The sequence below is a fragment of the Mycobacterium heidelbergense genome (assembly GCF_010730745.1).
GTDB lineage: Bacteria > Actinomycetota > Actinomycetes > Mycobacteriales > Mycobacteriaceae > Mycobacterium > Mycobacterium heidelbergense.
Map to the genome: position 1 here is coordinate 1,208,562 of NZ_AP022615.1, position 24,570 is coordinate 1,233,131.

The window sequence follows — 24,570 nt, forward strand, 5'->3', positions numbered from 1 at the left end:
ATTCAGCTCTCCGTGCTCTGCGCTTCAACGGGCGCCGCGGCTTCCGGCGCGGCGGCCTGCTCCTCGCCACCGGCGGCCCGGCCGGCCTCCGTGCTGGTCGCGGTGGTGCCCGACGCGCCGCTGCGGCGCGGACGGGTGCCCGACGGCCGCTCGCGGCGCGGACGGTCGGCGCCCGCCGGCGCGGCGGCGGCCAATTCGCGCTTGCCGCCGACGATGTCGCCCTTGTAGATCCACACCTTCACGCCGATCCGGCCGAAGGTGGTCTTGGCCTCGTAGAGGCCGTAGTCGATGTCGGCGCGCAGCGTGTGCAGCGGCACCCGGCCCTCGCGGTAGAACTCCGAGCGGCTCATCTCGGCGCCGCCGAGGCGGCCCGAGCACTGCACGCGGATGCCCTTGACGTTGGGCTGACGCATCGCCGACTGGATGGCCTTGCGCATCGCGCGGCGGAACGCCACCCGGTTGCTCAGCTGCTCGGCGACGCCCTGGGCCACCAATTGTGCTTGCGACTCGGGGTTTTTGACCTCGAGGATGTTGAGCTGGACCTGCTTGCCGGTCAGCTTTTCCAGGTCGGCGCGGATCCGGTCGGCCTCGGTGCCACGGCGGCCGATGACGATGCCGGGACGGGCGGTGTGGATATCAACCCGAACCCTGTCCCGGGTCCTTTCGATCTCCACGTCGGCGATCCCGGCGCGCTCAAGGCCGCTGGACAGCAGCCGACGGATCGCGACGTCTTCCTTGACGTAGTCGGCGTACTGCTTGTCCGCGTACCAGCGCGACTTCCAGTCGGTCGTGATGCCCAGCCGGAAGCCGTGCGGATTGATCTTCTGGCCCACTAGTCTGAGCCTCCCTTCGCTTCCGAAGCCTCAGAAGTAGTTGCCTTCTTGGCCGGCGCCTTCTTCGCGGCCGCCGTCTTGGCGGGCGCCTTTTTGGCCGGCGCCTTTTTGGCGGGGGCTTTGGCCGCGGCCTTGCTGGCCTCGGCGCGACGGGCCCGCGCCGACTTCGCCGACCGCTCGTCCTTGGCCGGCCGGCTTTCCACCACGACCGTGATGTGGCTGGTGCGCCTGCGGATCCGGAACGCGCGGCCCTGGGCGCGCGGGCGGATGCGCTTGGCGGTCGGCCCCTCGTCGGCATAGACCGTGGCGACCACCAGGGTCGCCGGGTCCAGGCCGTCGTTGTTCTGGGCGTTGGCCGCGGCGCTGGCGATCACCTTGGCCACCGGCTCGCTGGCGGCCTGCGGCGCCCAGCGCAGGATGTCGAGCGCGTCGGCGACCGAGCGGCCGCGCACCAGGTCGATCACCCGGCGCGCCTTTCTCGGCGACACCCGTACGAACCGCGCCTTGGCGACCGCCGACGGATATTCGGTCGTGGTGGTCATCGCCGCTTGGCCTTCCGGTCGTCCTTGATGTGTCCCTTGAAGGTGCGCGTCGGCGCGAACTCACCGAGCTTGTGACCCACCATCGACTCGGTGACGAACACCGGGACATGCTTGCGCCCGTCGTGCACGGCAAAGGTGTGGCCGATGAAGTCCGGAATGATCGTGGACCTGCGCGACCAGGTCTTGATGACCTGCTTGGTGTTCTTCTCGTTCTGGACGTCGACCTTCTTGAGCAGGTGGTCGTCGACGAACGGGCCCTTCTTCAGGCTGCGTGGCATGGTGGGCTACTCCTCTTACCGCGAGTGCTTCTTGCCGGTGCGCCGGCGCCGGACGATGAGCTTGTTACTGGCCTTGTTGGGATGACGGGTGCGGCCCTCGGGCTTACCCCACGGGCTGACCGGGTGGCGGCCACCCGAGGTCTTACCCTCACCACCGCCGTGCGGGTGATCGACCGGGTTCATGACCACGCCGCGGACCGACGGGCGCTTGCCCTTCCACCGCATCCGACCGGCCTTGCCCCAGTTGATGTTTGCCTGCTCGGCGTTGCCCACCTCGCCGACGGTCGCGCGGCAGCGCACATCGACGCGGCGGATCTCCCCACTGGGCATCCGCAGCGACGCGTAGCTGCCCTCCTTGCCGAGCAGCTGGATGCTCGAGCCGGCCGATCGCGCGAGCTTGGCGCCGCCACCCGGCCGCAGCTCCACGGCGTGCACCAGGGTACCGGCCGGGATGTTGCGCAGCGGCAGGTTGTTGCCCGGCTTGATGTCGGCGTTGGCGCCCGACTCCACCACGTCACCCTGCGAGAGACCAAGCGGGGCAACGATGTAGCGCTTTTCGCCGTCCAGGTAGTGCAGCAGCGCGATGTTGGCGGTGCGGTTCGGGTCGTACTCGATGTGCGCGACCTTGGCGTTGACGCCGTCCTTGTCGTTGCGGCGGAAGTCGATCACCCGGTAGGCGCGCTTGTGCCCACCACCCTTGTGCCGGGTGGTGATCCTGCCGTGCGCGTTGCGCCCACCATGACCGTGCAGCGGGCGCACCAACGACTTCTCCGGTTCCGACCGGGTGATCTCGGCGAAATCGGACACGCTGGCGCCGCGGCGACCCGGGGTCGTCGGCTTGTACTTACGAATTGCCATGTCTAATCAGGTCTTTCTAGCTCGGTGCCCCGAAGAGGTCGATCGGCTTGCTTCCCGGCGCCAGGGTGACGATCGCGCGCTTGGTGCTCTTGCGCTTGCCGAATCCCGTCCGGGTGCGCTTGCGCTTGCCCTGCCGGTTCGCGGTGTTCACCGACGCGACCTTGACGGAGAAGATCTTCTCGACAGCGATCTTGATCTGCGTCTTGTTCGAGTCGGGGTGCACCACGAACGTGTAGACGTTGTCGTCGAGCAGCGCGTAGGACTTCTCGGAGATGACCGGCGCCAGGATGATGTCGCGGGGGTCAGCGATGGTCGCCATCAGGCCGAAACCTCCTCGGCGGTCGTCGTATTGGCCGCTATGTAGGCGCCCAGCGCCTCGACGCTGAACACCACGTCATCGGAGCGCAGCACGTCGTAGGTGTTGAGCTGGTCGGGCGCCAGGACGTGCACGCCGGGCAGGTTGCGCACGCTGTTCGCACCGGTCTCATCGGTGCGGCCGATGACCACCAGCACCTGCTTGCGATCGGTCAGCGTGCCCAGAAACGCCCTGGCGCTCTTGGTCGAAGGGGTCTGACCCGCGACCAACTCGGTAACCGCGTGGATGCGCCCGTTGCGCGCGCGGTCGGACAGCGCCCCACGCAGTGCCGCGGCGATCATCTTCTTCGGCGTGCGCTGGCTGTAGTCGCGCGGCTTGGGGCCGTGCACGACGCCACCGCCGGTGAACTGCGGGGCCCGCGTCGAACCCTGACGGGCGCGTCCGGTTCCCTTCTGCCGGTAGGGCTTGCGTCCGCCGCCGCTGACCTCGCCGCGCGTCTTGGTCGAGTGCGTACCCTGGCGGGCCGCCGCGCGCTGCGCGGTGACCACCTGATGCATCAGCGCGACATTGGCCTCGGCGTCGAACAACTCGGCCGGCAGCTCGATGGAACCGTCGACCTTGCCGTCCGGCGTCTTGACGTCAATCTTGAGGGCGTTCTTGGCTGCCATTACTTCTCACCTCGTTTGACCGCGTTGCGGACCATCACGAGTCCACCGGTGCGCCCGGGGACCGCGCCCTTGATCAGCAGCACGCCGTTCTCGGCATCGACCTTGTGCACCAACAGGTTCTGGACGGTCACCCGGTCGTTGCCCATCCGGCCGGCCATCCGGGTGCCCTTGAAGACCCGCGCCGGAGTGGCGCAGCCGCCGATCGAACCCGGGCGGCGGTGCACCGCCTGCGCGCCGTGGCTGGCGCCCTGCCCGCGAAAGCCGTGCCGCTTCATGGTGCCGGCGAAGCCCTTCCCCTTGGAGGTGCCGGTCACGTCGACATAGCTGCCGTCGGCGAAGATCTCGGCCGTCAGCTCCTGACCGACCTCGTATTCGGCCGCGGCGTCCGGGGTCTCCAGCCGCAACTCGGCCAGGTACCGGCGGGGGTTCACGCCCGCGGCGGCGTACTGGCCGGTCACCGGCTTGTTGACCTTGCGGGGGCTGATCTCGCCGTAGGCCAGCTGCACCGCGCTGTAGCCGTCACGCTCCGGGGTGCGGATGCGCGTCACCACGTTCGGCCCCGCCTTGACCACCGTCACCGGCACAACCCTGTTGTTCTCGTCGAATACCTGCGTCATGCCCAGCTTGGTGCCCAGCAGGCCTTGTCTTGCCATGAGTTCTGGATCTCCTACTGGATGTTGACGTCGACGCTGGCCGGAAGGTCGATGCGCATCAGCGCGTCAACGGTCTTCGGCGTGGGGTCCAGGATGTCGATCAACCGCTTGTGCGTGCGCATCTCGAAGTGCTCCCGCGAGTCCTTGTACTTATGCGGGGAGCGGATGACGCAATACACGTTCTTCTCGGTCGGCAGCGGCACCGGACCCACGACGCTGGCACCCGTGCGGACGACGGTCTCGACGATCTTGCGCGCCGACGCGTCGATGGCCTCATGGTCGTAGGCCTTAAGCCTGATGCGGATCTTCTGTCCCGCCACGCTTTCTCCTACCCTCACTCCTCTTGAAGCCCGGTACCCGGGCTTGGTGCCGCCGGCGCGCTGATCGGCCGGGCCAACCTCGGGCCGGTCGAGCGTCGCGCCGGATACTGCGCCGCTGTTTACCTGTCGTGGTCCACCGGCCCCCGCGGTCGGGCGTGTCACCCTGACGCAGCCTCGGTCGCGGCCGAAATTAGTCGCTCGCCAAGGATGGGACCGGACGCGCCCGTTTGGGCGCTGGTCGTATGCCCGACCAGGCGCAAACCCGGCGCAAGGCAACCTGAACAGTATGCCCTAGATCATGGCCTGAACAAAATTAAGGCCAAATCTCGGGCAAACATCGCCGGCGCGGTTTCGTCGGCCGGCTAATGCCGTGGTCAGGGGACTCCCGAGGCGTCGATCACGAACGCCGGGCCGGATGCCCGGCGGCGCTGAACGTGCAGGAAACCGTCGACCGCCGCGCGCGCACATTCGCGGTAGTCGATGGGGCGATCCCCTGGTCTGGGGCGGTCTCGTCGCCGGAGCGGTCCTCGCCGCGGTGTTCGGGGTATGGGCTACTCGCCCCTGATGACGGCGATGGCGTTCGGCCCTTTCATGGCCCCGGGACGCGACGGGCGGCAGCTGAGGCTGGTGCGGCGGATCGTCTCGAGCCGCTAGGCGAAAGTTCACCTGAAAACGCCTCGGCGGACCCGAGTGGGCGATAACATCCGCTTGAGCGGGGTCCGTCTTGGGGGAGACGGGCGACGTCGAGGCTAGCCGGGGGAGCGGAATGTCATATGTGATCGCAGCGCCGGAGTACGTGGCAGCCGCTGCAACAGATTTGGCGAATATCGGATCCACGATCAGCGCTGCCAATTCCGCCGCGTCGGGACCACTGTCAAGCGTGCTGCCCGCGGGCGCCGACGAGGTGTCGGCCGGCATCGCGACCCTGTTCGACGCGCACGCCCAGGCCTACCAGGCGCTCAGCGCCGCGGCGCAGGCGTTCCACGCCCAGTTTGTCCAGCTGATGAGCGCCGGCGGGGAGCAATATGCCCTCGCCGAGGCCGCCAACGCCTCGCCGCTGCAGACCGTCGGCCAGAGCGTGCTGGGCGGGAGTAATTCCCCCGGCCAGGCGATCGCGACGGCGCAACCGGTGGTGGGCGGCGCGGCATCGGCGGGTTCGGCGGTGGCGGGGGTGCCTGCGGCGACGGGCCTGGCCGGTGGTGCGACGCCGGCGGCGCCGGTCGCGGCGACGGTTGCGCCCGCGGCGACGGCACCCGTTGCCCTGGCACCGGCCGGTGCGCCGATCGCCGCGGCGCCGGCCGTGGCGCCGGCGGCCTCGGCGGCGTTGGCACCGGCCGGCACGCCGGCCGCCGCGGTGCCGGCGGCCGCGGTGCCCGCGGCGGACGTTTCTTCCGCGGCGGCCGTACCCGCATCGGCCGACGCGCCGGTGGCGACAGTTGAGGCGGAAACACCGGAACTCTCCGCAGCCTCGGCGACGCCGGCCATGCCCGTCACCACACCGCTGGCGGCGGCGCCGGCGACATCGGCGGCCTATTCCCCGGCCACGCCGCCCTACTCCCCCGCGACGGCGCCGCCCCCCAGGGAGCAACCCGCGACGGCGGTGGGGATGGACGAAATGGCGTCCTACTCAGGCTGATTCGCCGACGAACGCCGAGGCCCGGTGCCCGATCATCACGATGGTCGCGTGCGGCCCGCGGCTGGTGATCGCGGGCAGGACGGAACCGTCGATCACCCAGAGGTTTTCGATGCCATGGACCCGGCAGCGCGGGTCGACGACGGCGCGCGGGTCGTTGTCGTGGCCCATCGGGGCGGTGCCACACAGGTGCTGCGATGTCGACCACGCCGGCGGCCCGACATACGCTGCGGCACCGGCCAATTCGCAGGCCAATTCGGCGCCCTGACGCAGCGCCGCGACGTCGTCGGGCTCGCTGTCGTAACGGTGCTCGATTCGGGGCGGCACGTCCGGATCCGACGAGACCAGCGTGATGCGCCCGCGCGCCCGCGGCTGCATCAGCGCCACCCCAATGTGCGGCCAGTCGGGATGTCCCGCCGTGCCGTCACCGGTCATCGCGACGAATCCGCCCGTATACGGCCGTATCTCAAGGTTGTCGGCGGTGCTGAGCACCGCCTCCAGCACGGGCCGGGCCGGAGCCACCGTCCAATTCGTCGGCAGCACCCATTCGGGGTGGTCGCTGCAAGACGCCCCGACCGGTAGCGGCGCCAACACGGCGACGCCGGCCGCCCGCAACATCACTTCGTCTCCGACGCCGGACAGCATCAGCAGATGCGCGGACTCGATCGCGCCGGCGCACAACACGATTCGGCCGGCGGCCAGCGTCGTCGGGCCGTGCGGCCCGATCGCGTCGACACCCACCGCCGCGGTGCCGTCGAAACGCAATCGCACCGCCCGCGTCCGCGCCACCAATCTCAGATTCGGACGTTCCAGGGCCGGAATCAGATATCCGGCGCCGGACCCGACGCGCACGCCGTCGACGATGTTGAGCGGCACGGCGCCTATCCCCGAAACCGGCTCGGCGCCGCAGTCATTGAGGTCGGCGATCCACCCGAATCCGGCACGCTCGGCGGCGGCGATGAATCGCTGTGTGGTTCCGGTCATTTCGCGGGTTCGGCGAACCAGGATGGGACCGTCATCGCCATGGGCGGGGCCGTCGAAATCCAGGTCGGTCTCGATGGCACGGAAGCTGCCGATCACATCGGACCATGCCCATCCGGGCAGTGCGGCGCGATCGAAATCGCGCGGCAACGCGCGGCAGAAGTAGCCGCCGTTGATCGCGCCCGAACCACCGACCGTCGCGCCACGCACGATCGGGAACCGGCGGGCGGGCCGTTCGGTGAGCCGGGTCTGATAACGCCGCACCAGCGGGCTGTCGACCCCGATCGGCAATTGCAATCCGTTGGCGGTCAACCCCAGCAATCCCGGATCGGCCAGTGCGGGCCCCGCCTCGAGGACGGTCACGGCGCAGCCGGGGTCGGCGGAAAGACGTTCGGCAACAACCGATCCAGCGCTGCCGGCGCCCACGATCAGCACATCGCTGCGCGGCACGGCTTCGGTCAAGGCGGCGGCTAGCTCCGAATCTGCGGTTTGAGCGCGCGCACGTTGCGCTCGCGCACCACGCCCCGCCACAGCCCGAGGCCGTAGGCCAGGTCGTCGACGCGCTTGAGCACCAGGTAGGTCAGCAGCCCGATCGGCTCGGCATCGTCGCCGGTCGCATCGCGGCGGTGCAGCCAGTCCACCACCCCGTCCATGACGGCCGCCACCAGCACGACCCGTCTGCAGTGACGCGACAGGACGGCCGCGAGCAACGCCAGCGGCCAGTAATGGCGGCAGAGGGCCGACGCCAGCTGCATCGCCGCCGACCATAGACCGCGGGCCGCAATCACGACGACATCCCAGAGTGAGGTTTCGGCGCTTCGCATGGCCTTGGCGATCCGCCGGCCCGTCAGGAGGGCGATCATCAGGGAAGCGAGTCGGCTGAGGCTCGTCCCCAGGGCCACGAGAATCCAGGTCATCAGCGCCCAGCCGGAGATCACCACCGGCGCCGTCTTGTCCGGGTGGCGCGCGGACAGCGGAGCCGCCGAGCCGCCATAGAACGCCTTGCGCGCGAGCCAATCCCGTAATTCGGTGCGGTGGTCGTGGGCGACCTGGGCAATCGGCTCGTAGCGGAGCCGGGCGCCCGCCTCGATGAGCCGCCAGCACAGGTCGACGTCCTCACCGGATGGCATGGTCTCGTCGAACCCGCCGACGTCGCGGATGGCCGAGCAGCGACAGATGATGGCGGCGCTGGGAACGTAGGACACCGTGCTGTGGGGCAACACCGGGGCCTCGCGCTCCCCCAGGTCCAGCGACGAGTGCACCGCCTCATAACGCGCGACCACATTCTCGCTGTGCGACAGGCCGACGATGCGCGGTGCGACGAGGGCGACGGTGGGATCGCAGAAGTGACCGAGCAGGGCCTCGAGCCAGCCCCGGCGCGGCGTGACGTCGGAGTCCAGGAACGCGACGAACCCGGTCGTGCAGGCGGCCAGCCCGGTGTTGCGCGCCGCCCCCGGACCCTTGCTGCGGGAATGGCGCAGCACCTCGATGTCGCAGTGTGCGCCGACGAAGTCGTTGGGTTCAATCGGGGGAGACGAACCGTCGTCCACCACGATGACGCGCAATCCGCGCAGCGAGCTCACCAGCCGCCGCACGCCGGAAACGTTGTCGCGCACCGGGATTACCACGGTCACGTCGCGGTGCGACGGGCCGCCGGCCGGCCGGGGATGAGCCACGGTGGCGTCCAGCAGGGTGCGGGCCAGCTGCGCGCTGACGTCGTCGCGGACCTTCAGCCGGCCGTCGGACAACATGCTCTGGGCGGCGGGAGCCAACTTCAGCAGGCGCGTCGGTGACCCACCCAGCAGGGCCGAGCCGTCGCCGAGCACCCGCACGCGGCGGTCGACCTGGACGGCGAACCCGTCCGGTAGCCGGGGGGCGGTCATGTCAGCATCCCGTCGGGCCCGGGTGACCACCGGGCGACTCGACGGACGCATTCGTCGACCATCCCCGCGACGATGCGCGTGCCCTCGGCGGCGGTCGCGGTGGTCGGGTCTCCCAGCACGCCCACCCGGCTGACCGCCGCGACTCCCCCGCGACGCATCGACGGGAGCAATTCGGCCAACGGCGCCCGATTACCGGGGAGCCATCGATCAGTCAACACATCGGCCGGCGAGATATGCAGCAACACTGATGTTTCGGTATGGCCGGCGTGGGCGTCGCCGCCGGGGGCGACGCAGGGGCACCATCCGGCGTCCCGGCCTTCGGCGCGCAGTCGTCGCACCGCGGTGCCCAACGCGTCGACGTTGCCGCCGTGGCCGTTGACGAAGACCAGGCGCCGGGCCCAGCAGGCCGCCGACCTGCCGTACTCCACCAGGAGCATCGTCAGGGCTTCGGTGCCGATGGAGATCGTTCCGGCGAAGTCGTGGTGCTCGCCGCTGGCCCCGTAGGCGATGGCCGGTGCCACCAACCAGTCGTGCTCAAGGCGGGCCCTCGCCCCGCGGGCGACCGCGGTCGCGATCCGGGTGTCGGTGTCCAACGGCAGGTGCGGACCGTGTTGTTCGGTCGACCCCAGCGGGATCATTATCGACGGCGAGGCACTTGATAACTGGCTCGATGTCGCCGTTCCTAATTCGCCGAGTACGGGCACTGGCTGATGGTAGGACGAATTCACCTGGCGTGCACCAATTGTTGACCCTCCAAAGTAAATTTTTTTCTGGCTTGTTCATCGACGGGTCGAAATGCGGCTCGTCCGTCACGGTTGCCACGCGAGTACCAAATTTTTCCGACGGCTTTGGCGCCGTGACCCGGCACCCGTGACGATCTATCCACAAATCCCATTCCATCCACAGCTTCCCCGCCGGTTCCTCGTCGGGGCGACTGCCGTCATCCGAAAGCCATTAGGGTCGAAAGCATGTTCGAGAAGCTTGACGACGCCGCGATCGTCACGACCATAACCGACTCGGCCCGCGCCGAGAACCGGGCGTGCGCGCACCGGCTGGCGGCGATCGCCGAACTCTACGAACGGCGCCAGATCCCCGTCGAGGACGGTCAGGGCCGCGAGCTGTGGCGAATTGACCCCTGGGAATCGGTAGCCGCCGAAGTCGCGGCGGCACAAGGCATCACCGCCGCGGCGGCCGGTGCGCAGCTGCACAACGCGATCTGCCTGCACGAGCGGCTGCCCAAGGTGGCGGCGCTGTTCGCCACCGGCACGATCAACTACCGCACCGTCAGCATGATCGTGGCCCGCACCTTGCTGGCGCTCGAGCCCGATATCATGGCCGCGATCGACGCCGAACTGGCCGAAGCCCTCCTGACCTGGGGGCCGCTCTCGCTCCACAAGACCGAACAGGCCATCGACGCGCTGGTCGAGCGCCATGATCCGGCCGCCCGCCGGCGCACCGAGTCCGTCGTCCGGTCCCGCTACGTCGACGTCGAACAGCGCGGCGGCATCGCCTCGCTGTCGGGCGAGGTGTACTCCACCGATGCCACGCTGCTGGACCGCCGGCTCACCGCGCTGGCGCACACCGTCTGCGACGACGATCCGCGCACCGTCGATCAACGTCGCGCCGACGCGCTCGGGGCGCTGGCCGCCGGGCACACGACGCTGACCTGCGCCTGCGGCGGGTCCGATTGCCCCGCCGGTCAAACCCCCACGGCGGCATCGGTTGTGGTGCACGTCGTCGCCGAGGCGGCCGCTCTCGACGCCGCCAGCGCAGACCTGCACGGTGAACGACCCGGAGACGGTGGGCCCGAGATCGTGCGTGACCCCGAGCGGCTCGCCGAGCTCATTCGCGAGGCCACCGGTCCGGGGCCCTCTGACCGGCCCGGCCGCCCGCCCACGCGGCCGGTCCCCAACCCGGCCCTGGTGCTGGGCGGGCCGGTCATCCCCGCGCAGGTCCTGGCCGACCTGGCCGCGCGCGGCGCCGTGGACCTGCGGCCGCTGATCCACCCCGGCGACAGTCCACCCGAACCTCGTTACCGGCCCTCGGCGGCGTTGGCCGACTTCATCCGCTGCCGGGACATGACATGCCGGTTCCCGGGCTGCGACCGGCCCGCCGACGTGTCCGACATCGACCACACCATCCCGTATGGCCGCGGTGGCCCGACACATGCCTCCAACCTGAAGTGCCTTTGTCGAAAACACCATCTGCTCAAGACATTTTGGCCCGGCCCCGGCGGTTGGCGCGACGAGCAGCTGCCCGATGGCACGGTGATATGGACCTCGCCATCCGGCCACACCTACCGCACCGTGCCGGGCAGCAGGCTACTCGTGCCTGCGCTGAGCCTGCCCACCGCCGTGCTGCCGCCGCAACGTGGCGCCGGTGTGGGCCACGCCGAGCGCGGCGCGATGATGCCCAAACGCAGACGACCAAGGGCCACCGACCGGCTGCACCGAATCATGGCCGAGCGCAACAGGAACCAGCGCCATCAGCCCATCGGCCGGGTGAATCCGGCCGGCACCAGGATGTCGTCAGGGCTGAGGTCGTGAACCGACGCGCGCCCCAGGCCCATCAGCGCCGAGTCGATGCCCCCGCGCAGGATGTCGAGGACGTTTTCGACGCCGGCTTGGCCCGCCGCGGCCAGCCCCCACAGGTACGCGCGGCCGATCATCACCGCGCGGGCGCCCAGCGCCACCGCCTTGACGACGTCGCTCCCGCGCCGGATGCCACCGTCGAGCAACACCTCGACCTGATCGCCGACCGCCGCGGCCACCGCGGGCAACGCGCGGATCGACGCCGGCGTCCCGTCCAGGTTGTTGCCGCCGTGGTTGGACACCGAGATTGCCGAAACACCGGCGTCCACAGCCCTTTTGGCGTCATCGACGCGCATCACGCCCTTGAGCATGAACGGCCCGCCCCACAGCTCGCGCAGCCAGGCGATGTCGTCCCAGCTCGGCGGCGGCGTGCCCATCCACTCCCCGTACGCGGCGAAGAAGGGCGGGCCCGGCTCGCCGCGGCGGCCCTGGTTCGGCACCCGCAGCTCCGGGGGCCGCAGCGTCTTGCCGAACTTCCACAGCCAGCCCGGCCGGACGATCGCCTCCGGGGACAGCCGCAGGATGGTCCGCAGGTTCATCGCCTCGGGGATCTTGGGGCTACCCCAGTCCCGGCCGTGGGAGAACGTCCAGTCGGTGGTGACGATCAAGCCGACCGCGCCGGCCCGGCGGGCCCGTTCCACCCGCTCGGCGATCGCGTCGCGCCCGCCGAGCCAGTACACCTGGAAGAAGAGCTTGGGGTTCGCGGCGATGACCTCTTCGATCGGCTTGCTGGCGAAGGACGACAGCCCCATCGCCGTTCCCCGCGCCGCCGCGGCCCGCGCGACGGCCACCTCGCCGTCCGGGTCGACCGCCTGGACGCCGGTCGGCGAAATCACCACCGGCAGCGAAATATCCTGTCCCATAATGGTGGTCGACAAATCACGCTTTTCCTGGGCACCGATGACGTGGGGCGCAAAACCGAGTTCGCCGAATGCCTCGACATTGTCGGCGACGGTGATTCCCTTTTCGCTCGCCGAAATCAACGACGAATAGACCGATTTTGGCAGCCTCCGCTTGGCGCGTTGCTGCGCGATGGCGACCGTCTCGAACCACTCGGCCATGACTACACCGGGCTTTCGTTGCACAGGCGCGCGGGCGGCCGCATGCTCAGAGTGAGCGGCACGGGCTGGCGGGCCCGCGTGCCGTGGGAGTGGTCGACGCGGGGCCGCGGCGTCTCGCGATCCCGCGCCAGCGCCGGCGCACCATGACCCTGCACGCACTCGGGGTCCGGGCCGTCGAGCGGCAGGCCGGTGAAGAACTTGGCCGCCATGCAGCCGCCCCGGCAGCTGTCGTAGTGCCCGCAGCTGCCGCACGCTCCCGCGGACTGCGGCTCGCGCAGATCACGAAACAGCGGCGCGTTCTTCCAGACGTTGTCAAAACCGCCGTCGGACAGGACGTTTCCGGCCAGGAAGCGGTCGTGGATGGCGAACGGGCAGGCGTACACGTCGCCCACCGGGTCGATCAGGCACACCACCCGGCCCGCTCCGCACATGTTCAGGCCGGCCAGCGCGCCGGAGGAGCCGAGCGGTGCCAGGTGGAAGAAGGAGTCGCCGGTCAGCACCCGCTCCCCCTTGGCGACCAGCCAGTCGTAGAGCTGTACCTGCTGGGCGGCGGTGGGGTGCAGGTCTTCCCACACGTCCGCGCCCCGCCCCGACGGCCGCAGCCGGGTGATTCGCAGGGTGGCGCCGTAACGGCTTGCCAGCGCGGCGAATTCGTCGAGCTGGTCCACGTTGTGGCGGGTGGCCACGACGGAGATCTTGGCCCCTCCATTTTGAGCGAAGCCCGCACTGGCCAGGTTCTCCAGGGCGCGCACGGCCATGGCGAACGACCCGGCGCCGCGGACGGCGTCGTTGACCTCGGCGGTGGCGCCATCGAGCGAGATCTGAACATCGACGTAGTCGCTGGCGGCCAACCGGGCGGCGACCTCCGGAGTGATCCGGACCCCGTTGGTGGAGAACTTGACGCCGACGTGGTGCGCGGTGGCGTAGTCGACCAGTTCCCAAAAGTCCGGGCGCACCGTGGGCTCCCCGCCGCCGACGTTGACGTAGAACACCTGCATGCGTTCCAGCTCGTCGATGATGTCCATGCATTGGCGGGTGGACAGCTCGCGCGGATCGCGTTTGCCCGATGACGAAAGGCAGTGCACGCAGGCCAGATTGCACGCGTAGGTGAGCTCCCACGTCAGGCAGATGGGCGCGTCCAGGCCGCGCTCGAACTGTTCGACGAGCCGCGGTGTGCGCGCCATTGCGGCGGTCATCTCTCGCCCTCCTGAGGCACCAGCATGTGGGAATCGGCCAGTACGCCCAGCGCGTGCAAGTAGGGTTCCTGCCCCGAATCGTCCACCCCGGCGGCACGGCACGCGGACCGGACGTCGGGGTGGTCGGCCAGCGTCCGCACCACCGCCAGGATGGTCCTGTTCTTCAGGAAGGACAGCTTGCGGGTGCCGAAGTGGTAGAGCAGCGCGCCGAACGGCTCCGGTCGAACCGCCACCTGGGGGTGCAGCCGCCAGCCGCGACCCGGATCGAAGAGCCCCGACTCGGCCGGCGCGGGCGCAGTCACGGTCAGTAGACCCCGCACATGCCGTCGATGGACACCTCTTCGACCAGGGTCTCGGTGACGAGGTCGGTCTCGGTCTCGGTTTCGTGGTCCACGTGGATTACCTTTCGCCATAGGGGCTCGACAACGGGTCACAGCCGTGGCAAGAATATGGCATCGAGTGCCGAAATGGAAGGGCGGGGTCCGATGATGCCGCAGTCGCGGGTGGGCCGGCGCCGCTCGACGACGCCGGAGCACATCACCGACGTAGCCCTCGAGTTATTCACCGCCCGGGGATTCGCCGAGGTCAGCGTCGACGACGTCGCGCAGGCGGCCGGCATCGCCCGCCGCACGCTCTTTCGTTATTACGCGTCCAAGAACGCCATCCTCTGGGGCGATTTCGACGCCCACCTCGCGCACCTGCAGGAACTGCTCGACCGCGTCGACCCGAAGGTTCGGATGGGTGAGGCCCTGCGCGTGGCGCTGCTGGCGTTCAACACCTTCGACGAGTGCGAGACGGTGCGGCACCGTCAACGAATGCGGGTTATCTTGGAAACCGCCGAGCTGCAAGCCTATTCGATGACGATGTACGCCGGCTGGCGCGAGGTGATCGCGGGCTTCGTGGCCCACCGATTGAGCGTCACAACGACCGACCCACTGCCCCGGACCGTCGCCTGGACCATGCTGGGGGTCGCATTGAGCGCCTACGAGCACTGGCTCGGCGACGAATCCGTCACGCTGCCCGAAGCGCTCGGGAACGCATTCGACGTCGTCGGCGCCGGGCTGGGCAGGCTGGACCCGTGAACGTCGGATTTTCGGCCGCCGCGGCGACAATATAAGGGTGAGCGCCCAAGCGGACCACCAATCCGACGCTCGACGCGCGCTGCTGGCTCTCTACGACGGGGCGCTACCCGTGGTGTACGGGTACTTCGTCCGGCGCTGCGGCGATCGCGACACCGCGGAGGACCTGACGTCGGAGACCTTCCTCGCGGCGATGGACGCCGCGCGCAGGAGCGACCCGCCGCCGGTCTCGGTGCCGTGGCTGCTCGGCGTGGCACGCCACAAGCTGGCCGATCACTATCGGCGCGGTCAGCAGCGGTTCACCGTGCCGGTCGCCGAACCGCCGGAGCCGGCCCTCGAAGCGGCCGGGGCGGCCGACGGCTGGGACGCCGAGGTGGATCGCATGGTCGCCGAAGCCGTGCTGGCTCGGCTGGCCGAGCCACATCGCACGGTGCTGGTGCTGCGCTACATGGACGACTGCTCCGTCGGCCAATGCGCGGAGCTGATCGGGCGCAGCGTGCACGCCACCGAAGCGCTGTTGGTCCGGGCCCGCCGCGCCTTCAAACAGCAGTACCCGGAAGGAGGCACGCCATGAGTCGGCAAGACCGCTCGGATCCGCTCAGCGTGCTGCACACCGATGACCTTCCGGTCCAACCCGATCCGGCCTTCGCCGCGCGCCTGCGCCGGCGACTGGAATCCGCGTCCGCCCTCCCGGACGGCGACGACCCGCGGCCGGCGGCGCTGCCCTACCTGAGCGTGGCGAACGCGCGCGCGGCAATCGCCTGGTACGCCGACGCGTTCGACGCCGTGGTGGTCGGCGAGCCAATTGTGATGGCCGACGGCCGAATTGGCCACGCGGAAATCATGATCGCCGACGGCGTGCTGTACCTGGCCGACGAACACCCGGAAATCGGGCTCAGGGCTCCCGCGCCCAACGCCGTCTCGGTCAGCCTGATGCTGCACGTCGCCGACACCGATGCCGCCCTGGGGAAGGCGCGGGCACACGGCGCCACCGTCGAGCGTGAGAGCTACGAAAACTACGGAACCCGGAACGCGACCATCATCGACCCGTTCGGTCACCGCTGGATGCTCAGCGGCCCCACGGCCGCGCCTGCCGGAATACGCCACGGCGACATCGGATACGTGTCGGTGTGGACCCCGGATGCCGGGTGCGCGGCCGCGTTCTACGCCCACGTCCTGGGCTGGACATACGATCGCGTGTCGCATCGGGTCACCAATACCGAACTGCCGACGGGTATTTCGGCCAACGCCGGACCGCCCACGCTGTTCTGCTGCTACGCCGTCGACGACGTGCGGGCGGCTCGCGCCGCGATAGCGGGGGCGGGTGGCGTCCCCGGCGAAATCCGCCACACCGACCACGGCACCCTGCTCGACGCCACCGACCCGCACGGCGTCGCGTTCGCGGTGTTCGAGCCGCCGGCCGGGCGAAAGCGCCCGGAACTCAACGGGTCCGGGCCCGGGGAGCTGTCCTACGTCACCTACTGGGTGCCGGATTCCGCCGGCTTCCGCGATTTCTACGGCCGGGTGCTGGGATGGACCTTTGAGCCCGGCCAGATGGCCGACGGCTGGCAGGTGGTGGGGACCCACCCGATGGCCGGCGCCGCCGGCGGCAGCGAGCGCCCCACGACGGTGCCGATGTGGACCGTGTCGGACATCGACGCGGCCGTGGCGCGGGTCCGCGAGGCCGGCGGCACCGTGGCGGCCGGGCCGGCCCGCCAGCCGTATGGGGTGACCGCCGAATGCGCCGACGATCAGGGCGGGCGGTTCTATCTCGGCGAGTTCTAGGGATTGGCGATCCGGATGGGCGCCCCGTCCAGCCAGGCCACCACGGCCTCGACGGCGTCTTCATAGCAGGCGCTGAGCATTTCGCGGGTGACGTACCCCAGGTGCGGCGACAAGGTGACGTTCGGGAGGCTGCGCAACGGATGGTCGGGCGGAAGCGGTTCGACGTCAAAGACGTCGAGCCCCGCACCGGCGATGCGCCCGGCCCTGAGCGCGTCGATGAGGGCGGCCTCGTCGACGATCGGGCCGCGGGAGGTGTTGATCAGGTAGGCATGCGGCTTCATCAGGGCCAGCTCGGGCCGTCCGACCAGGCCGCGGGTGCGCTCGGAGAGCACCACGTGGACGGAGACCACGTCGGACTCGGAGAACAGCGTCGCCTTCTCGACCCGGCGGGCGCCGGCCGCCGCCGCGGCCTCCTCGGTCAGGTTCTGGCTCCACGCGATGGCGTCCATGCCAAAGGCTTTCGCGTATGCGGCCATGCGCCTGCCGACCCTGCCGAGACCGAGCAGTCCGAGCGTCTTGCCGGACAGCGTCATGCCGGTGGTGGCCTGCCATCCGCCGTCCCGCATCCGGCGGTGCTCTTCGGCCAGGTTGCGCACCGTCGCGATCATCAACCCCCACGCGAATTCCGGGGTGGCGTCGCGGGCCGACCTGAATCGCGGATGGGCGAAGTCCGAGTGGGCGACCAGGACGCCGCGCTCGCTGGCCGCGGCCATGTCCAGGTTCGGCAGGCTCCTGCCGACTATGGTGATCAGCCTCAGGTTCGGTAGCCGCTCGATGAGGGTGCGCGGCAACGCCATTCGCTCGCGCACGGTGCAGATCACATCGAACGGCCGCAGCGCGTCCGCGGCCTCCGCCTCCGACAGGTGGCGGTCGAAGACCGTTACCTCGCAGCGGTCCCGGACCGGCGACCAGTCGGCGAGGTCGAGGGCCGCGCCGGCGTAATCGTCGAGTATCGCCACCTTGGGCATCGAGGCCTCAGCCCAGCACCTCGGCGATGGGCGTGGCGGCGGCGATCTTGGCGCGCAGCTTCATGACCTTGCCGGGCATCCCGCCGCCGACCACGCCGACCAGCACCCCGTCGCGCTCGTAATAGGCCAGGAACTTGCGCCCGTCGTCCTCGACGAGGTGGACGACATCGGTGGCTTCCGGCTCCCCCAGGCACTGGATCTTGACGTCGTATTGGTCGCTCCAGAAGTACGGCACGACCACGGCCGACGGCACGTCCTGCCCGAGCATCGCCGGCACCACCACGCGGGCCTGGTCGGCGACGTTGCTCCAATGTTCCACGCGTGCTTGGTGTCCCGTCGTGTCGCGCCAGGACGCGACGTCGCCCAGCGCCCACACGTTCGGCGCGCTGGTGCGCCCGGCCTCGTCGCAGACGACGCCGTTGTCGACGCCGACGCCGCTGCCCTCGAGCCACCCGGTCGCCGGACGCGATCCGATGCCGATGAGGACCAGGTCGGCGGCCAGCTCGGTGCCGTCGCTCAGCACCACGGTGTCGACGTGCCCCCGGCCGCGAACTTCCGCCACGCCGACGCCCAGCCGGACGTCGACGCCCTCGTCGCGGTGCAGCCGCGCCACCAGCTGACCGATCCGCTCGCCGAGCACCGCGGCCAGCGGCGTGGGCTGCGGCTCGACCAGCACCACCTCCACGCCCAGGCTGCGCAGGCTGGCCGCCACCTCGCAGCCGATGAAGCCGGCGCCGATGACGACGGCTCGCCGCGCGGCGGACGCGTGCTCGCGCAGCGCCATGCTCTCGTCGAACGAGCGCAGCACCCGAATGCCCTCGAGGTCCGGCAACGCCGGAATGCGCCGCGGCACCAGCCCGGTGGCGATGACGAGTTCGTCGTAGCCGAGCTCGGTTCCGTCGTCGAGCATCACTACCTGCCGGGCCGTGTCGAGACCGGTGGCGGCCGAGCCCAGTCGCAGGGTGATGCCCTTCTCGTCGTACCACTCGCGCGGCTTGAGGGCCACGTCGTCGACCTCTTTGCGGAGCACCTCCTTGGACAGCGGCGGGCGGTCGTAGGGCAGATGCACCTCGTCGCTGACGATCGTGATGCGGCCGGCGTATTGCGATCGACGCAGTTGCTCGGCGGTGCGGGCGGCAGCGAGCCCGCCGCCGACGATCACGATGCCTTGTTCGGTCACGTGGTGTTCATACCACGATCGCCGGTCAGTACTTTAGGGCACCCTTATCCACGGGGATCTGCGTGCCCGACAGCGTGCCGGAGGCGTCACCGGCGAGCCAGACCACGACATCGGATACCTCATCGGGTGTCATAAATCCCGTGGGCTGCAACGGCATTGGCGGGAAGCTGTGCACAAAACTGGGGTGCTTGGCGAATATCTCCATCATCGCCTCCGGCTCGATCATCGGCGTGTCGACCGAGTAGGGGTGGATGGAGTTGACCCGGATGTTGTATTCGCCGAGTTCGATCGCCAGCGTGTTGGTGAGCGCGGTGAGCCCGTACTTGCTGGCCGCGTAGTGGCCGTTGCCCGGCGTGGCCTTCAGACCCGCCGACGAGCTGACGACCACGATGGAACCGCCGTTGCCGGCCTCGATCATCGCGGGCACGGCGGCGCGCAGGGTGCGCCAGGTGCCGGTCAGGTTGATCCCCACCACCGTGTCCCACTGCTCGTCGGTGAGCTCCCACACCCGGCCCCAGCCCAACACCCCGGCGTTGGCGACCAGGACGTCCAGCCGGCCGAACTGTTCGACGCCGTCGGCCACCAGCTGCCGCAGCGCGGCGTCGTCGCGGACGTCGGCCTCGCGGGCCAGGATCTTGCGGCCCTCGGCTTCCACCAGGCGCACGGTCTCGCTGAGATCCTCGGACGTGGCCGGCGTGTAGGTCAGGGTGTCGGAGGCCGGCGCGCAGATGTCGAGCGCGATGATGTCGGCGCCTTCCCGGGCGAGGCGCACCGCGTGCGACCGTCCCTGGGCCCGGGCAGCGCCGGTGATGAACGCCACCCGTCCTTGCAATGATCCAGCCTGTCCAGCCACACCGAGCCCCTTCGCCGCGTTATTGACGCCCTGTCGACGAAGCAAGGCTAGCAGCGGAACTGAAACGTGTTCTAACGCGCGGCGACGACGCGGTCCGCCGCCTAGATTTCGGAGATGATTTGGGCCCGTCGGCTGCCGTATTCCTGGTCGGTCAAAGCGCCGCTGGCGCGCAGCGTCTCCAGCTCCTGAAGTCGCTGGGCGATCGACTGCTGCGGCGGCGTGACGACCGGCGCCGGCGCCTGCTGTTCGGCCGCCCGGCGCACCACGGCCTGGATCTGCTGGCGCGGCGCCGGATTCGAGCGGATGTCGACCATCTGGTTGAGCGGAACGTTGTTGGCCTTGAGGATCTGCAGGATCTCCATCAGCGGGCCGGCTTGGCCGCTGAGGTCGTAGGTCTTGTTGTCCTCGGCCAGGGTGAACTGCGCCGGCACCAGCCCGTTGACCAACGCGCTTCGTTCCCAGTCGATTTGGTATTCCTGGGTGGTGGGGTTGACCAGGACCACCAGCTTGCGGGCGGTGAGGTTGCCCAGCCGGGTGACGCTGGCGATGACCCGGTCCTGGCTGTCGAACGGCACCAACCCCACCCCGGCGACGTGCAGGTTCACCTTCACCAGCGGCTGGTCGTTGATCCGGGTGCCCGTCTCGGTCAGCCCCGTGATCTGGGCGAGCGCCAACACCCCGTGCTGCTCGAGCTCGGCCGACTTGGCGGCCGACTTCGCGCCGTAGTTGGCCAGCGCGAGGGCGATCAGGACGTCGGCCACGGTGATCAGCAGGCCGACGTAGAGCATCCACTGCAGCAGGCTGCCGAGCCCCAGGACGAAGTAGACGACCAGGAAGATCGGCCCGACCAGGCCGCCGCACAGCAAAACGACTAACTGAGCCTTCAGGTAGCGTGCGAACACCCGTCTCTCCTCGCCTCACTCCTCGAGAGACTAGGCCGGCTCGGGCATCGCCGGAGAGTACGGCGCCGCCGGTGCCTGACCCGGCGCACCGACCCCGCCGGTCGCGCTTTGCGCCGCGGTCTGCAGCGGGGAGGCGTTCGCCGCCTCGGCGAGGGCATATTGCGTGGAGCCGCCATTCATGAGCTCCACAAACCGCTGATGGAACAACGCCGCCTGGGCGCTGAGTGCCTGATAGGCCTGAGCGTGCGCGCCGAACAGCGCCGCGATGGTGGCCGACACCTCGTCGGCGCCCGCGGCGGGCACGGCTGACGTCGGGGCCAGGGCCGCCGCGTTGGCGGAGGAAATCGACGAGCCGATGTTCGCCAAATCTGTCGCCGCAGCGGTCACATACTCAGGCGTGGCGAATACGAACGACATCCAAACCTCCCGGCCCGACCAGGGGCAGCTGACGTAGCGCCCGGTCATTGAACACAGGCGCAACCAGCTGAAATCGTAACGTGCCGGACGGAGTCCGCCAACACGTTGCCGATGGGGCCCGGGGGGACGCCCCGGGCCCCGCACCGACTCTGCGTCGAAGAGACCTACTTGATGATCTTGACGACCCGGCCGGCGCCGACGGTGCGGCCACCCTCGCGGATCGCGAACCGCAGACCCTCGTCCATGGCGACGGGCTGGATCAGCTTCACCGAGATGTTGGTGTTGTCACCGGGCATCACCATCTCCGTGCCCTCCGGCAGCGTCACCACACCGGTCACGTCGGTGGTGCGGAAGTAGAACTGCGGACGGTAGTTGTTGAAGAACGGCGTGTGCCGGCCGCCCTCGTCCTTGGACAGGATGTAGACCTGGCCCTCGAACTCGGTGTGCGGCGTGGTGGTGCCGGGCTTGACAACGACCTGACCGCGCTCGACGTCCTCGCGCTTGATGCCACGCAGCAGCAGACCGACGTTGTCGCCGGCCTGCCCCTGGTCGAGCAGCTTGCGGAACATCTCCACACCGGTGACTGTGGTCTTGGTGCTGGTGGGCTTGATGCCGACGATCTCGACTTCCTCGTTCACGTTGATCACGCCGCGCTCCACACGACCGGTGACCACGGTGCCGCGGCCGGTGATGGTGAAGACGTCCTCGACGGGCATCAGGAACGGCTTCTCGGTGTCACGGACCGGGTCCGGGATCGACTCGTCGACGGCGTTCATCAGCTCCTCGACGGACTCGACCCACTTCGCGTCGCCCTCGAGCGCCTTCAGGGCCGAGACCCGCACCACCGGGGCGTCCTCGTCGAACTCCTGGGCGGCCAGCAGCTCGCGGACCTCCAGCTCGACGAGCTCCAGCAGCTCCTCGTCGTCCACGGCGTCGGCCTTGTTCAGCGCGACCAGGATGTAGGGCACGCCGACCTGACGGGCGAGCAGCACGTGCTCGCGGGTCTGCGGCATCGGGCCGTCGGTCGCGGCGACCACCAGGATCGCGCCGTCCATCTGGGCCGCGCCGGTGATCATGTTCTTGATGTAGTCGGCGTGACCCGGGGCGTCGACGTGCGCGTAGTGACGCTTCTCGGTCTGGTACTCCACGTGGGAGATGTTGATCGTGATACCGCGCTGACGCTCCTCGGGCGCGTTGTCGATCTGGTCGAAGGCGCGCGACTCGTTCAGGGTGGGGTATTTGTCATGCAGGACCTTGGTAATCGCCGCGGTCAGCGTGGTCTTGCCGTGGTCAACGTGACCAATGGTCCCGATGTTGACGTGCGGCTTCGTCCGCTCGAACTTCGCCTTCGCCACTTCTGTGTCCTCCTGGACTGTTGGTGCTTATGAAAAGCAGTGTTGATGTTTTCAGTTGTGCCGCGGTTAGTGACCGGGCCAGGTTACTCCGGCTTGGTGTTTACTCACCCGTCGCCTTTGCGATGATCTCCTTCGACACGTTCGCCGGAACTTCGGCGTACGAGTCGAACACCATGGAGTAGTTCGCCCGGCCTTGAGTCTTGGACCGCAGGTCGCCGACGTAGCCGAACATCTCCGACAGCGGCACGTGCGCCTTCACGACGCGCGCACCCGCCCGCTCCTCCATGGCCTGGATCTGGCCACGGCGGGAGTTCAGGTCGCCGATCACGTCGCCCATGTAGTCCTCGGGCGTGGTGACCTCGACGGCCATGATGGGTTCCAGGATGACGGGTTGCGCTTGCTGCGCAGCCTTCTTCAGCACCTGGGAACCGGCGATCTTGAACGCCATTTCCGACGAGTCGACCTCGTGGAAGGCCCCGTCGAGCAAAGTCACTTTGAGGTTGACCAGCGGGTAGCCGGCCAGCACGCCGTACTGCATGGCGTCCTGCGCGCCGGCGTCCACCGACGGGATGTACTCCCGCGGGATGCGCCCACCGGTGACCTTGTTCTCGAACTCGTAGGTGGCGCCGTCCTCGCCGTGGAACGGCTCGAGGCTGATCAGCACCTTCGCGAACTGGCCGGAACCACCGGTCTGCTTCTTGTGGGTGAATTCGACCTTTTCCACCGTCCGCTTGATGGTCTCCTTGTAGGCGACCTGCGGCTTGCCGACGTTGGCCTCGACCTTGAACTCGCGGCGCATGCGGTCCACCAGGATGTCCAGATGCAACTCGCCCATGCCGCCGATCACGGTCTGACCCGTCTCCGCGTCCTGGTGAACCTTGAAGGTCGGGTCCTCCTCGGCGAGCTTCTGGATCGACAGGCTCAGCTTTTCCTGATCGCTCTTGGTCTTGGGCTCGATGGCCACCTCGATGACCGGGTCCGGGAAGGTCATCGACTCGAGCACGATCTGGTTGTTCGGGTCGCTCAGGGTGTCACCGGTGGTGGTGTCCTTGAGCCCGATGACCGCGTAGATGTGCCCCGCCGAGGCCGTCTCCACCGGGTTCTCCTTGTTGGAGTGCATCTGGAACAGCTTGCCCAGCCGCTCCTTCTTGCCCTTGGTGGCGTTGATGACCTGGCTGCCGGAGTCGACCTTGCCCGAATACACCCGGACGTAGGTCAGCTTCCCGAAGAACGGGTGCGTCGCGACCTTGAACGCCAGCGCGGAGAACGGCTCGTCGGTCGACGGCTTACGGGTGATCTCCTCGCCCTCCTTGCCCGGCGCGTGGCCGACGGCCGGCGGCACGTCCAGCGGCGAGGGCAGGTAGTCGATGACGGCGTCCAGCATCGGCTGCACGCCCTTGTTCTTGAACGCGCTGCCGCACAGCACCGGATACGCCTCCGAGCTGATGGTCAGCTTGCGGATCGCGGCCTTGATCTCGGCAACGGTGAGTTCCTCACCGCCGAGGTACTTCTCCAGCAGCGCCTCGTCGGTCTCCGCGACGGCCTCGAGCAGCTTGGTGCGGTACTCGGCCGCCTTCTCCTGCAGGTCGGCGGGGATCTCGATGGTGTCGTAGGTTTCGCCCAGCTTCGTCTCGCCGCGCCACACCTTGGCGTTCATCTCGACCAGGTCCACGACGCCCTCGAAGTCGCCTTCGAACCCGACGGGCAGCTGGATCGGAATGGCGTTGGCGCCCAAGCGCTCCTCCATGGTCTTCACGGAGAAGTAAAAGTCGGCGCCGATCTTGTCCATCTTGTTGACGAAGCAGATCCGCGGCACGTCGTACTTGTCGGCCTGCCGCCAGACCTGCTCGGACTGCGGCTCGACGCCTTCCTTGCCGTCGAACACCGCGACGGCGCCGTCCAGCACGCGCAGGCTGCGCTCCACCTCGACGGTGAAATCAACATGGCCAGGCGTGTCGATGATGTTGATCTGGTTGTCTTTCCAGAAGCAGGTCGTCGCCGCGGAGGTGATGGTGATCCCGCGCTCCTGCTCCTGCTCCATCCAGTCCATGGTTGCGGCGCCGTCGTGCACCTCACCGATCTTGTAGCTGATGCCGGTGTAGTAGAGGATGCGCTCGGTCGTCGTCGTCTTGCCGGCGTCGATGTGCGCCATGATGCCGATATTGCGGACCTTGGTGAGGTCGGTCAGCACGTCCTTCTGTGCCACAGAACTCTTCCC

Annotated in this window: 26 protein-coding genes and 1 pseudogene; 5 read left to right on the top strand and 22 right to left on the bottom strand. The window is 69.0% G+C overall.

Going from position 1 to position 24,570, the window contains the following annotated elements; translation table 11 throughout:
• Positions 1-2 precede the first annotated feature (2 nt).
• Genes rpsC through rpsJ form a run of 8 tightly spaced genes read right to left on the bottom strand, consistent with a single transcriptional unit; the run spans position 3 to position 4,468 of the window.
• Positions 3-833 carry a 30S ribosomal protein S3 gene (gene rpsC / locus G6N25_RS05765; RefSeq protein WP_083073945.1) on the bottom strand — a complete coding sequence of 277 codons (831 nt, stop codon included), beginning with the start codon at positions 831-833 and terminating at the stop codon, positions 3-5.
• Complete coding sequence (rplV, locus tag G6N25_RS05770) at positions 833-1,375, bottom strand: 50S ribosomal protein L22 (RefSeq protein WP_083073946.1); 543 nt, start codon at positions 1,373-1,375, stop codon at positions 833-835. The genes rpsC and rplV overlap by 1 nt, the downstream gene beginning before the upstream one ends.
• The gene (gene rpsS, locus G6N25_RS05775; RefSeq protein ID WP_006245110.1) at positions 1,372-1,653 is read right to left on the bottom strand and encodes a 30S ribosomal protein S19; all 282 of its coding nucleotides are present in this window, start codon (positions 1,651-1,653) and stop codon (positions 1,372-1,374) included. The genes rplV and rpsS overlap by 4 nt, the downstream gene beginning before the upstream one ends.
• A gap of 15 nt (positions 1,654-1,668) precedes the next feature.
• Positions 1,669-2,511, bottom strand: coding sequence for a 50S ribosomal protein L2 (rplB, locus tag G6N25_RS05780; RefSeq protein WP_083073947.1), 843 nt, complete (start codon positions 2,509-2,511; stop codon positions 1,669-1,671).
• A 16-nt stretch (positions 2,512-2,527) separates the two neighbouring features.
• On the bottom strand, positions 2,528-2,830 hold the full coding sequence (gene rplW, locus G6N25_RS05785; protein WP_083073948.1) for a 50S ribosomal protein L23: 303 nt from the start codon (positions 2,828-2,830) through the stop codon (positions 2,528-2,530).
• Positions 2,830-3,495: a 50S ribosomal protein L4 gene (gene rplD / locus G6N25_RS05790; protein ID WP_083073949.1), complete on the bottom strand. Its 666-nt coding sequence runs from the start codon at positions 3,493-3,495 to the stop codon at positions 2,830-2,832. Before rplD ends, rplW begins: the two co-directional genes overlap by 1 nt.
• Entirely contained in the window at positions 3,495-4,148 is a 654-nt protein-coding gene (rplC, locus tag G6N25_RS05795; RefSeq protein ID WP_083073950.1) for a 50S ribosomal protein L3, read from the bottom strand. Before rplC ends, rplD begins: the two co-directional genes overlap by 1 nt.
• Positions 4,149-4,162: 14 nt before the next feature.
• On the bottom strand, positions 4,163-4,468 hold the full coding sequence (gene rpsJ, locus G6N25_RS05800; protein WP_003873519.1) for a 30S ribosomal protein S10: 306 nt from the start codon (positions 4,466-4,468) through the stop codon (positions 4,163-4,165).
• Positions 4,469-5,234: 766 nt separating this feature from the next.
• Here rpsJ and G6N25_RS24090 point away from each other — a divergent pair.
• Positions 5,235-6,104: a PE family protein gene (locus tag G6N25_RS24090; RefSeq protein WP_083073951.1), complete on the top strand. Its 870-nt coding sequence runs from the start codon at positions 5,235-5,237 to the stop codon at positions 6,102-6,104.
• On the opposite strand, the gene mftG is transcribed toward G6N25_RS24090, so the two are convergent.
• From mftG to mftE, 3 genes are read right to left on the bottom strand one after another with little or no spacing between them, the layout of a single operon-like run.
• A complete protein-coding gene (gene mftG / locus G6N25_RS05810) occupies positions 6,096-7,544 on the bottom strand; it encodes a mycofactocin dehydrogenase MftG (protein WP_083073952.1) in 1,449 nt (482 codons plus the stop codon). The two genes, G6N25_RS24090 and mftG, sit on opposite strands and share 9 nt — an antisense overlap.
• A gap of 8 nt (positions 7,545-7,552) precedes the next feature.
• Positions 7,553-8,965, bottom strand: coding sequence for a mycofactocin biosynthesis glycosyltransferase MftF (gene mftF, locus G6N25_RS05815; protein WP_083073953.1), 1,413 nt, complete (start codon positions 8,963-8,965; stop codon positions 7,553-7,555).
• On the bottom strand, positions 8,962-9,693 hold the full coding sequence (gene mftE, locus G6N25_RS05820) for a mycofactocin biosynthesis peptidyl-dipeptidase MftE (protein WP_083073954.1): 732 nt from the start codon (positions 9,691-9,693) through the stop codon (positions 8,962-8,964). Before mftE ends, mftF begins: the two co-directional genes overlap by 4 nt.
• 240 nt (positions 9,694-9,933) lie before the next feature.
• Here mftE and G6N25_RS05825 point away from each other — a divergent pair, with 240 nt between their 5' ends.
• Positions 9,934-11,511 carry an HNH endonuclease signature motif containing protein gene (locus G6N25_RS05825; protein ID WP_083073955.1) on the top strand — a complete coding sequence of 526 codons (1,578 nt, stop codon included), beginning with the start codon at positions 9,934-9,936 and terminating at the stop codon, positions 11,509-11,511.
• Here the strand turns inward: G6N25_RS05825 and mftD are convergent.
• The 4 genes from mftD to mftA are packed head-to-tail and all read right to left on the bottom strand — an operon-like array spanning position 11,451 to position 14,207.
• Complete coding sequence (mftD, locus tag G6N25_RS05830) at positions 11,451-12,617, bottom strand: pre-mycofactocin synthase MftD (RefSeq protein ID WP_083073956.1); 1,167 nt, start codon at positions 12,615-12,617, stop codon at positions 11,451-11,453. The two genes, G6N25_RS05825 and mftD, sit on opposite strands and share 61 nt — an antisense overlap.
• A 2-nt stretch (positions 12,618-12,619) precedes the next feature.
• The gene (gene mftC, locus G6N25_RS05835; RefSeq protein ID WP_083073957.1) at positions 12,620-13,813 is read right to left on the bottom strand and encodes a mycofactocin radical SAM maturase; all 1,194 of its coding nucleotides are present in this window, start codon (positions 13,811-13,813) and stop codon (positions 12,620-12,622) included.
• Positions 13,810-14,133, bottom strand: coding sequence for a mycofactocin biosynthesis chaperone MftB (gene mftB, locus G6N25_RS05840; RefSeq protein ID WP_197745669.1), 324 nt, complete (start codon positions 14,131-14,133; stop codon positions 13,810-13,812). Before mftB ends, mftC begins: the two co-directional genes overlap by 4 nt.
• The gene (gene mftA, locus G6N25_RS05845) at positions 14,118-14,207 is read right to left on the bottom strand and encodes a mycofactocin precursor MftA (protein WP_071509421.1); all 90 of its coding nucleotides are present in this window, start codon (positions 14,205-14,207) and stop codon (positions 14,118-14,120) included. Before mftA ends, mftB begins: the two co-directional genes overlap by 16 nt.
• Positions 14,208-14,298: 91 nt before the next feature.
• On the opposite strand from mftA, the gene mftR reads away from it, so the two are divergent.
• From mftR to G6N25_RS05860, 3 genes are read left to right on the top strand one after another with little or no spacing between them, the layout of a single operon-like run.
• Entirely contained in the window at positions 14,299-14,895 is a 597-nt protein-coding gene (gene mftR / locus G6N25_RS05850) for a mycofactocin system transcriptional regulator (RefSeq protein WP_163672580.1), read from the top strand.
• Between the two features lie 37 nt (positions 14,896-14,932).
• Positions 14,933-15,466 (top strand): RNA polymerase sigma factor, encoded by a 534-nt coding sequence (locus tag G6N25_RS05855; protein ID WP_083073959.1) that lies wholly within the window; start codon positions 14,933-14,935, stop codon positions 15,464-15,466.
• Complete coding sequence (locus tag G6N25_RS05860; protein WP_083073960.1) at positions 15,463-16,677, top strand: VOC family protein; 1,215 nt, start codon at positions 15,463-15,465, stop codon at positions 16,675-16,677. The genes G6N25_RS05855 and G6N25_RS05860 overlap by 4 nt, the downstream gene beginning before the upstream one ends.
• Here the strand turns inward: G6N25_RS05860 and G6N25_RS05865 are convergent.
• The 7 genes and pseudogenes from G6N25_RS05865 to fusA all read right to left on the bottom strand — a co-directional run bounded on the left by G6N25_RS05865 (position 16,674) and on the right by fusA (position 24,558).
• Positions 16,674-17,645 carry a D-2-hydroxyacid dehydrogenase family protein gene (locus G6N25_RS05865; RefSeq protein ID WP_083073961.1) on the bottom strand — a complete coding sequence of 324 codons (972 nt, stop codon included), beginning with the start codon at positions 17,643-17,645 and terminating at the stop codon, positions 16,674-16,676. The genes G6N25_RS05860 and G6N25_RS05865 overlap by 4 nt on opposite strands.
• Positions 17,646-17,652: 7 nt before the next feature.
• The gene (locus G6N25_RS05870) at positions 17,653-18,825 is read right to left on the bottom strand and encodes an NAD(P)/FAD-dependent oxidoreductase (RefSeq protein ID WP_083073962.1); all 1,173 of its coding nucleotides are present in this window, start codon (positions 18,823-18,825) and stop codon (positions 17,653-17,655) included.
• A gap of 25 nt (positions 18,826-18,850) precedes the next feature.
• Positions 18,851-19,678 carry a mycofactocin-coupled SDR family oxidoreductase gene (locus G6N25_RS05875; protein ID WP_083073963.1) on the bottom strand — a complete coding sequence of 276 codons (828 nt, stop codon included), beginning with the start codon at positions 19,676-19,678 and terminating at the stop codon, positions 18,851-18,853.
• Between the two features lie 101 nt (positions 19,679-19,779).
• Positions 19,780-20,580: an SHOCT domain-containing protein gene (locus G6N25_RS05880; protein WP_083073964.1), complete on the bottom strand. Its 801-nt coding sequence runs from the start codon at positions 20,578-20,580 to the stop codon at positions 19,780-19,782.
• A gap of 72 nt (positions 20,581-20,652) precedes the next feature.
• Positions 20,653-20,997, bottom strand: a pseudogene (locus G6N25_RS05885) (PE family protein); the annotation flags it as partial.
• Between the two features lie 164 nt (positions 20,998-21,161).
• Positions 21,162-22,352: an elongation factor Tu gene (gene tuf, locus G6N25_RS05890; RefSeq protein ID WP_083073965.1), complete on the bottom strand. Its 1,191-nt coding sequence runs from the start codon at positions 22,350-22,352 to the stop codon at positions 21,162-21,164.
• Between the two features lie 100 nt (positions 22,353-22,452).
• The gene (gene fusA / locus G6N25_RS05895) at positions 22,453-24,558 is read right to left on the bottom strand and encodes an elongation factor G (protein WP_083073966.1); all 2,106 of its coding nucleotides are present in this window, start codon (positions 24,556-24,558) and stop codon (positions 22,453-22,455) included.
• Positions 24,559-24,570 lie beyond the last annotated feature (12 nt).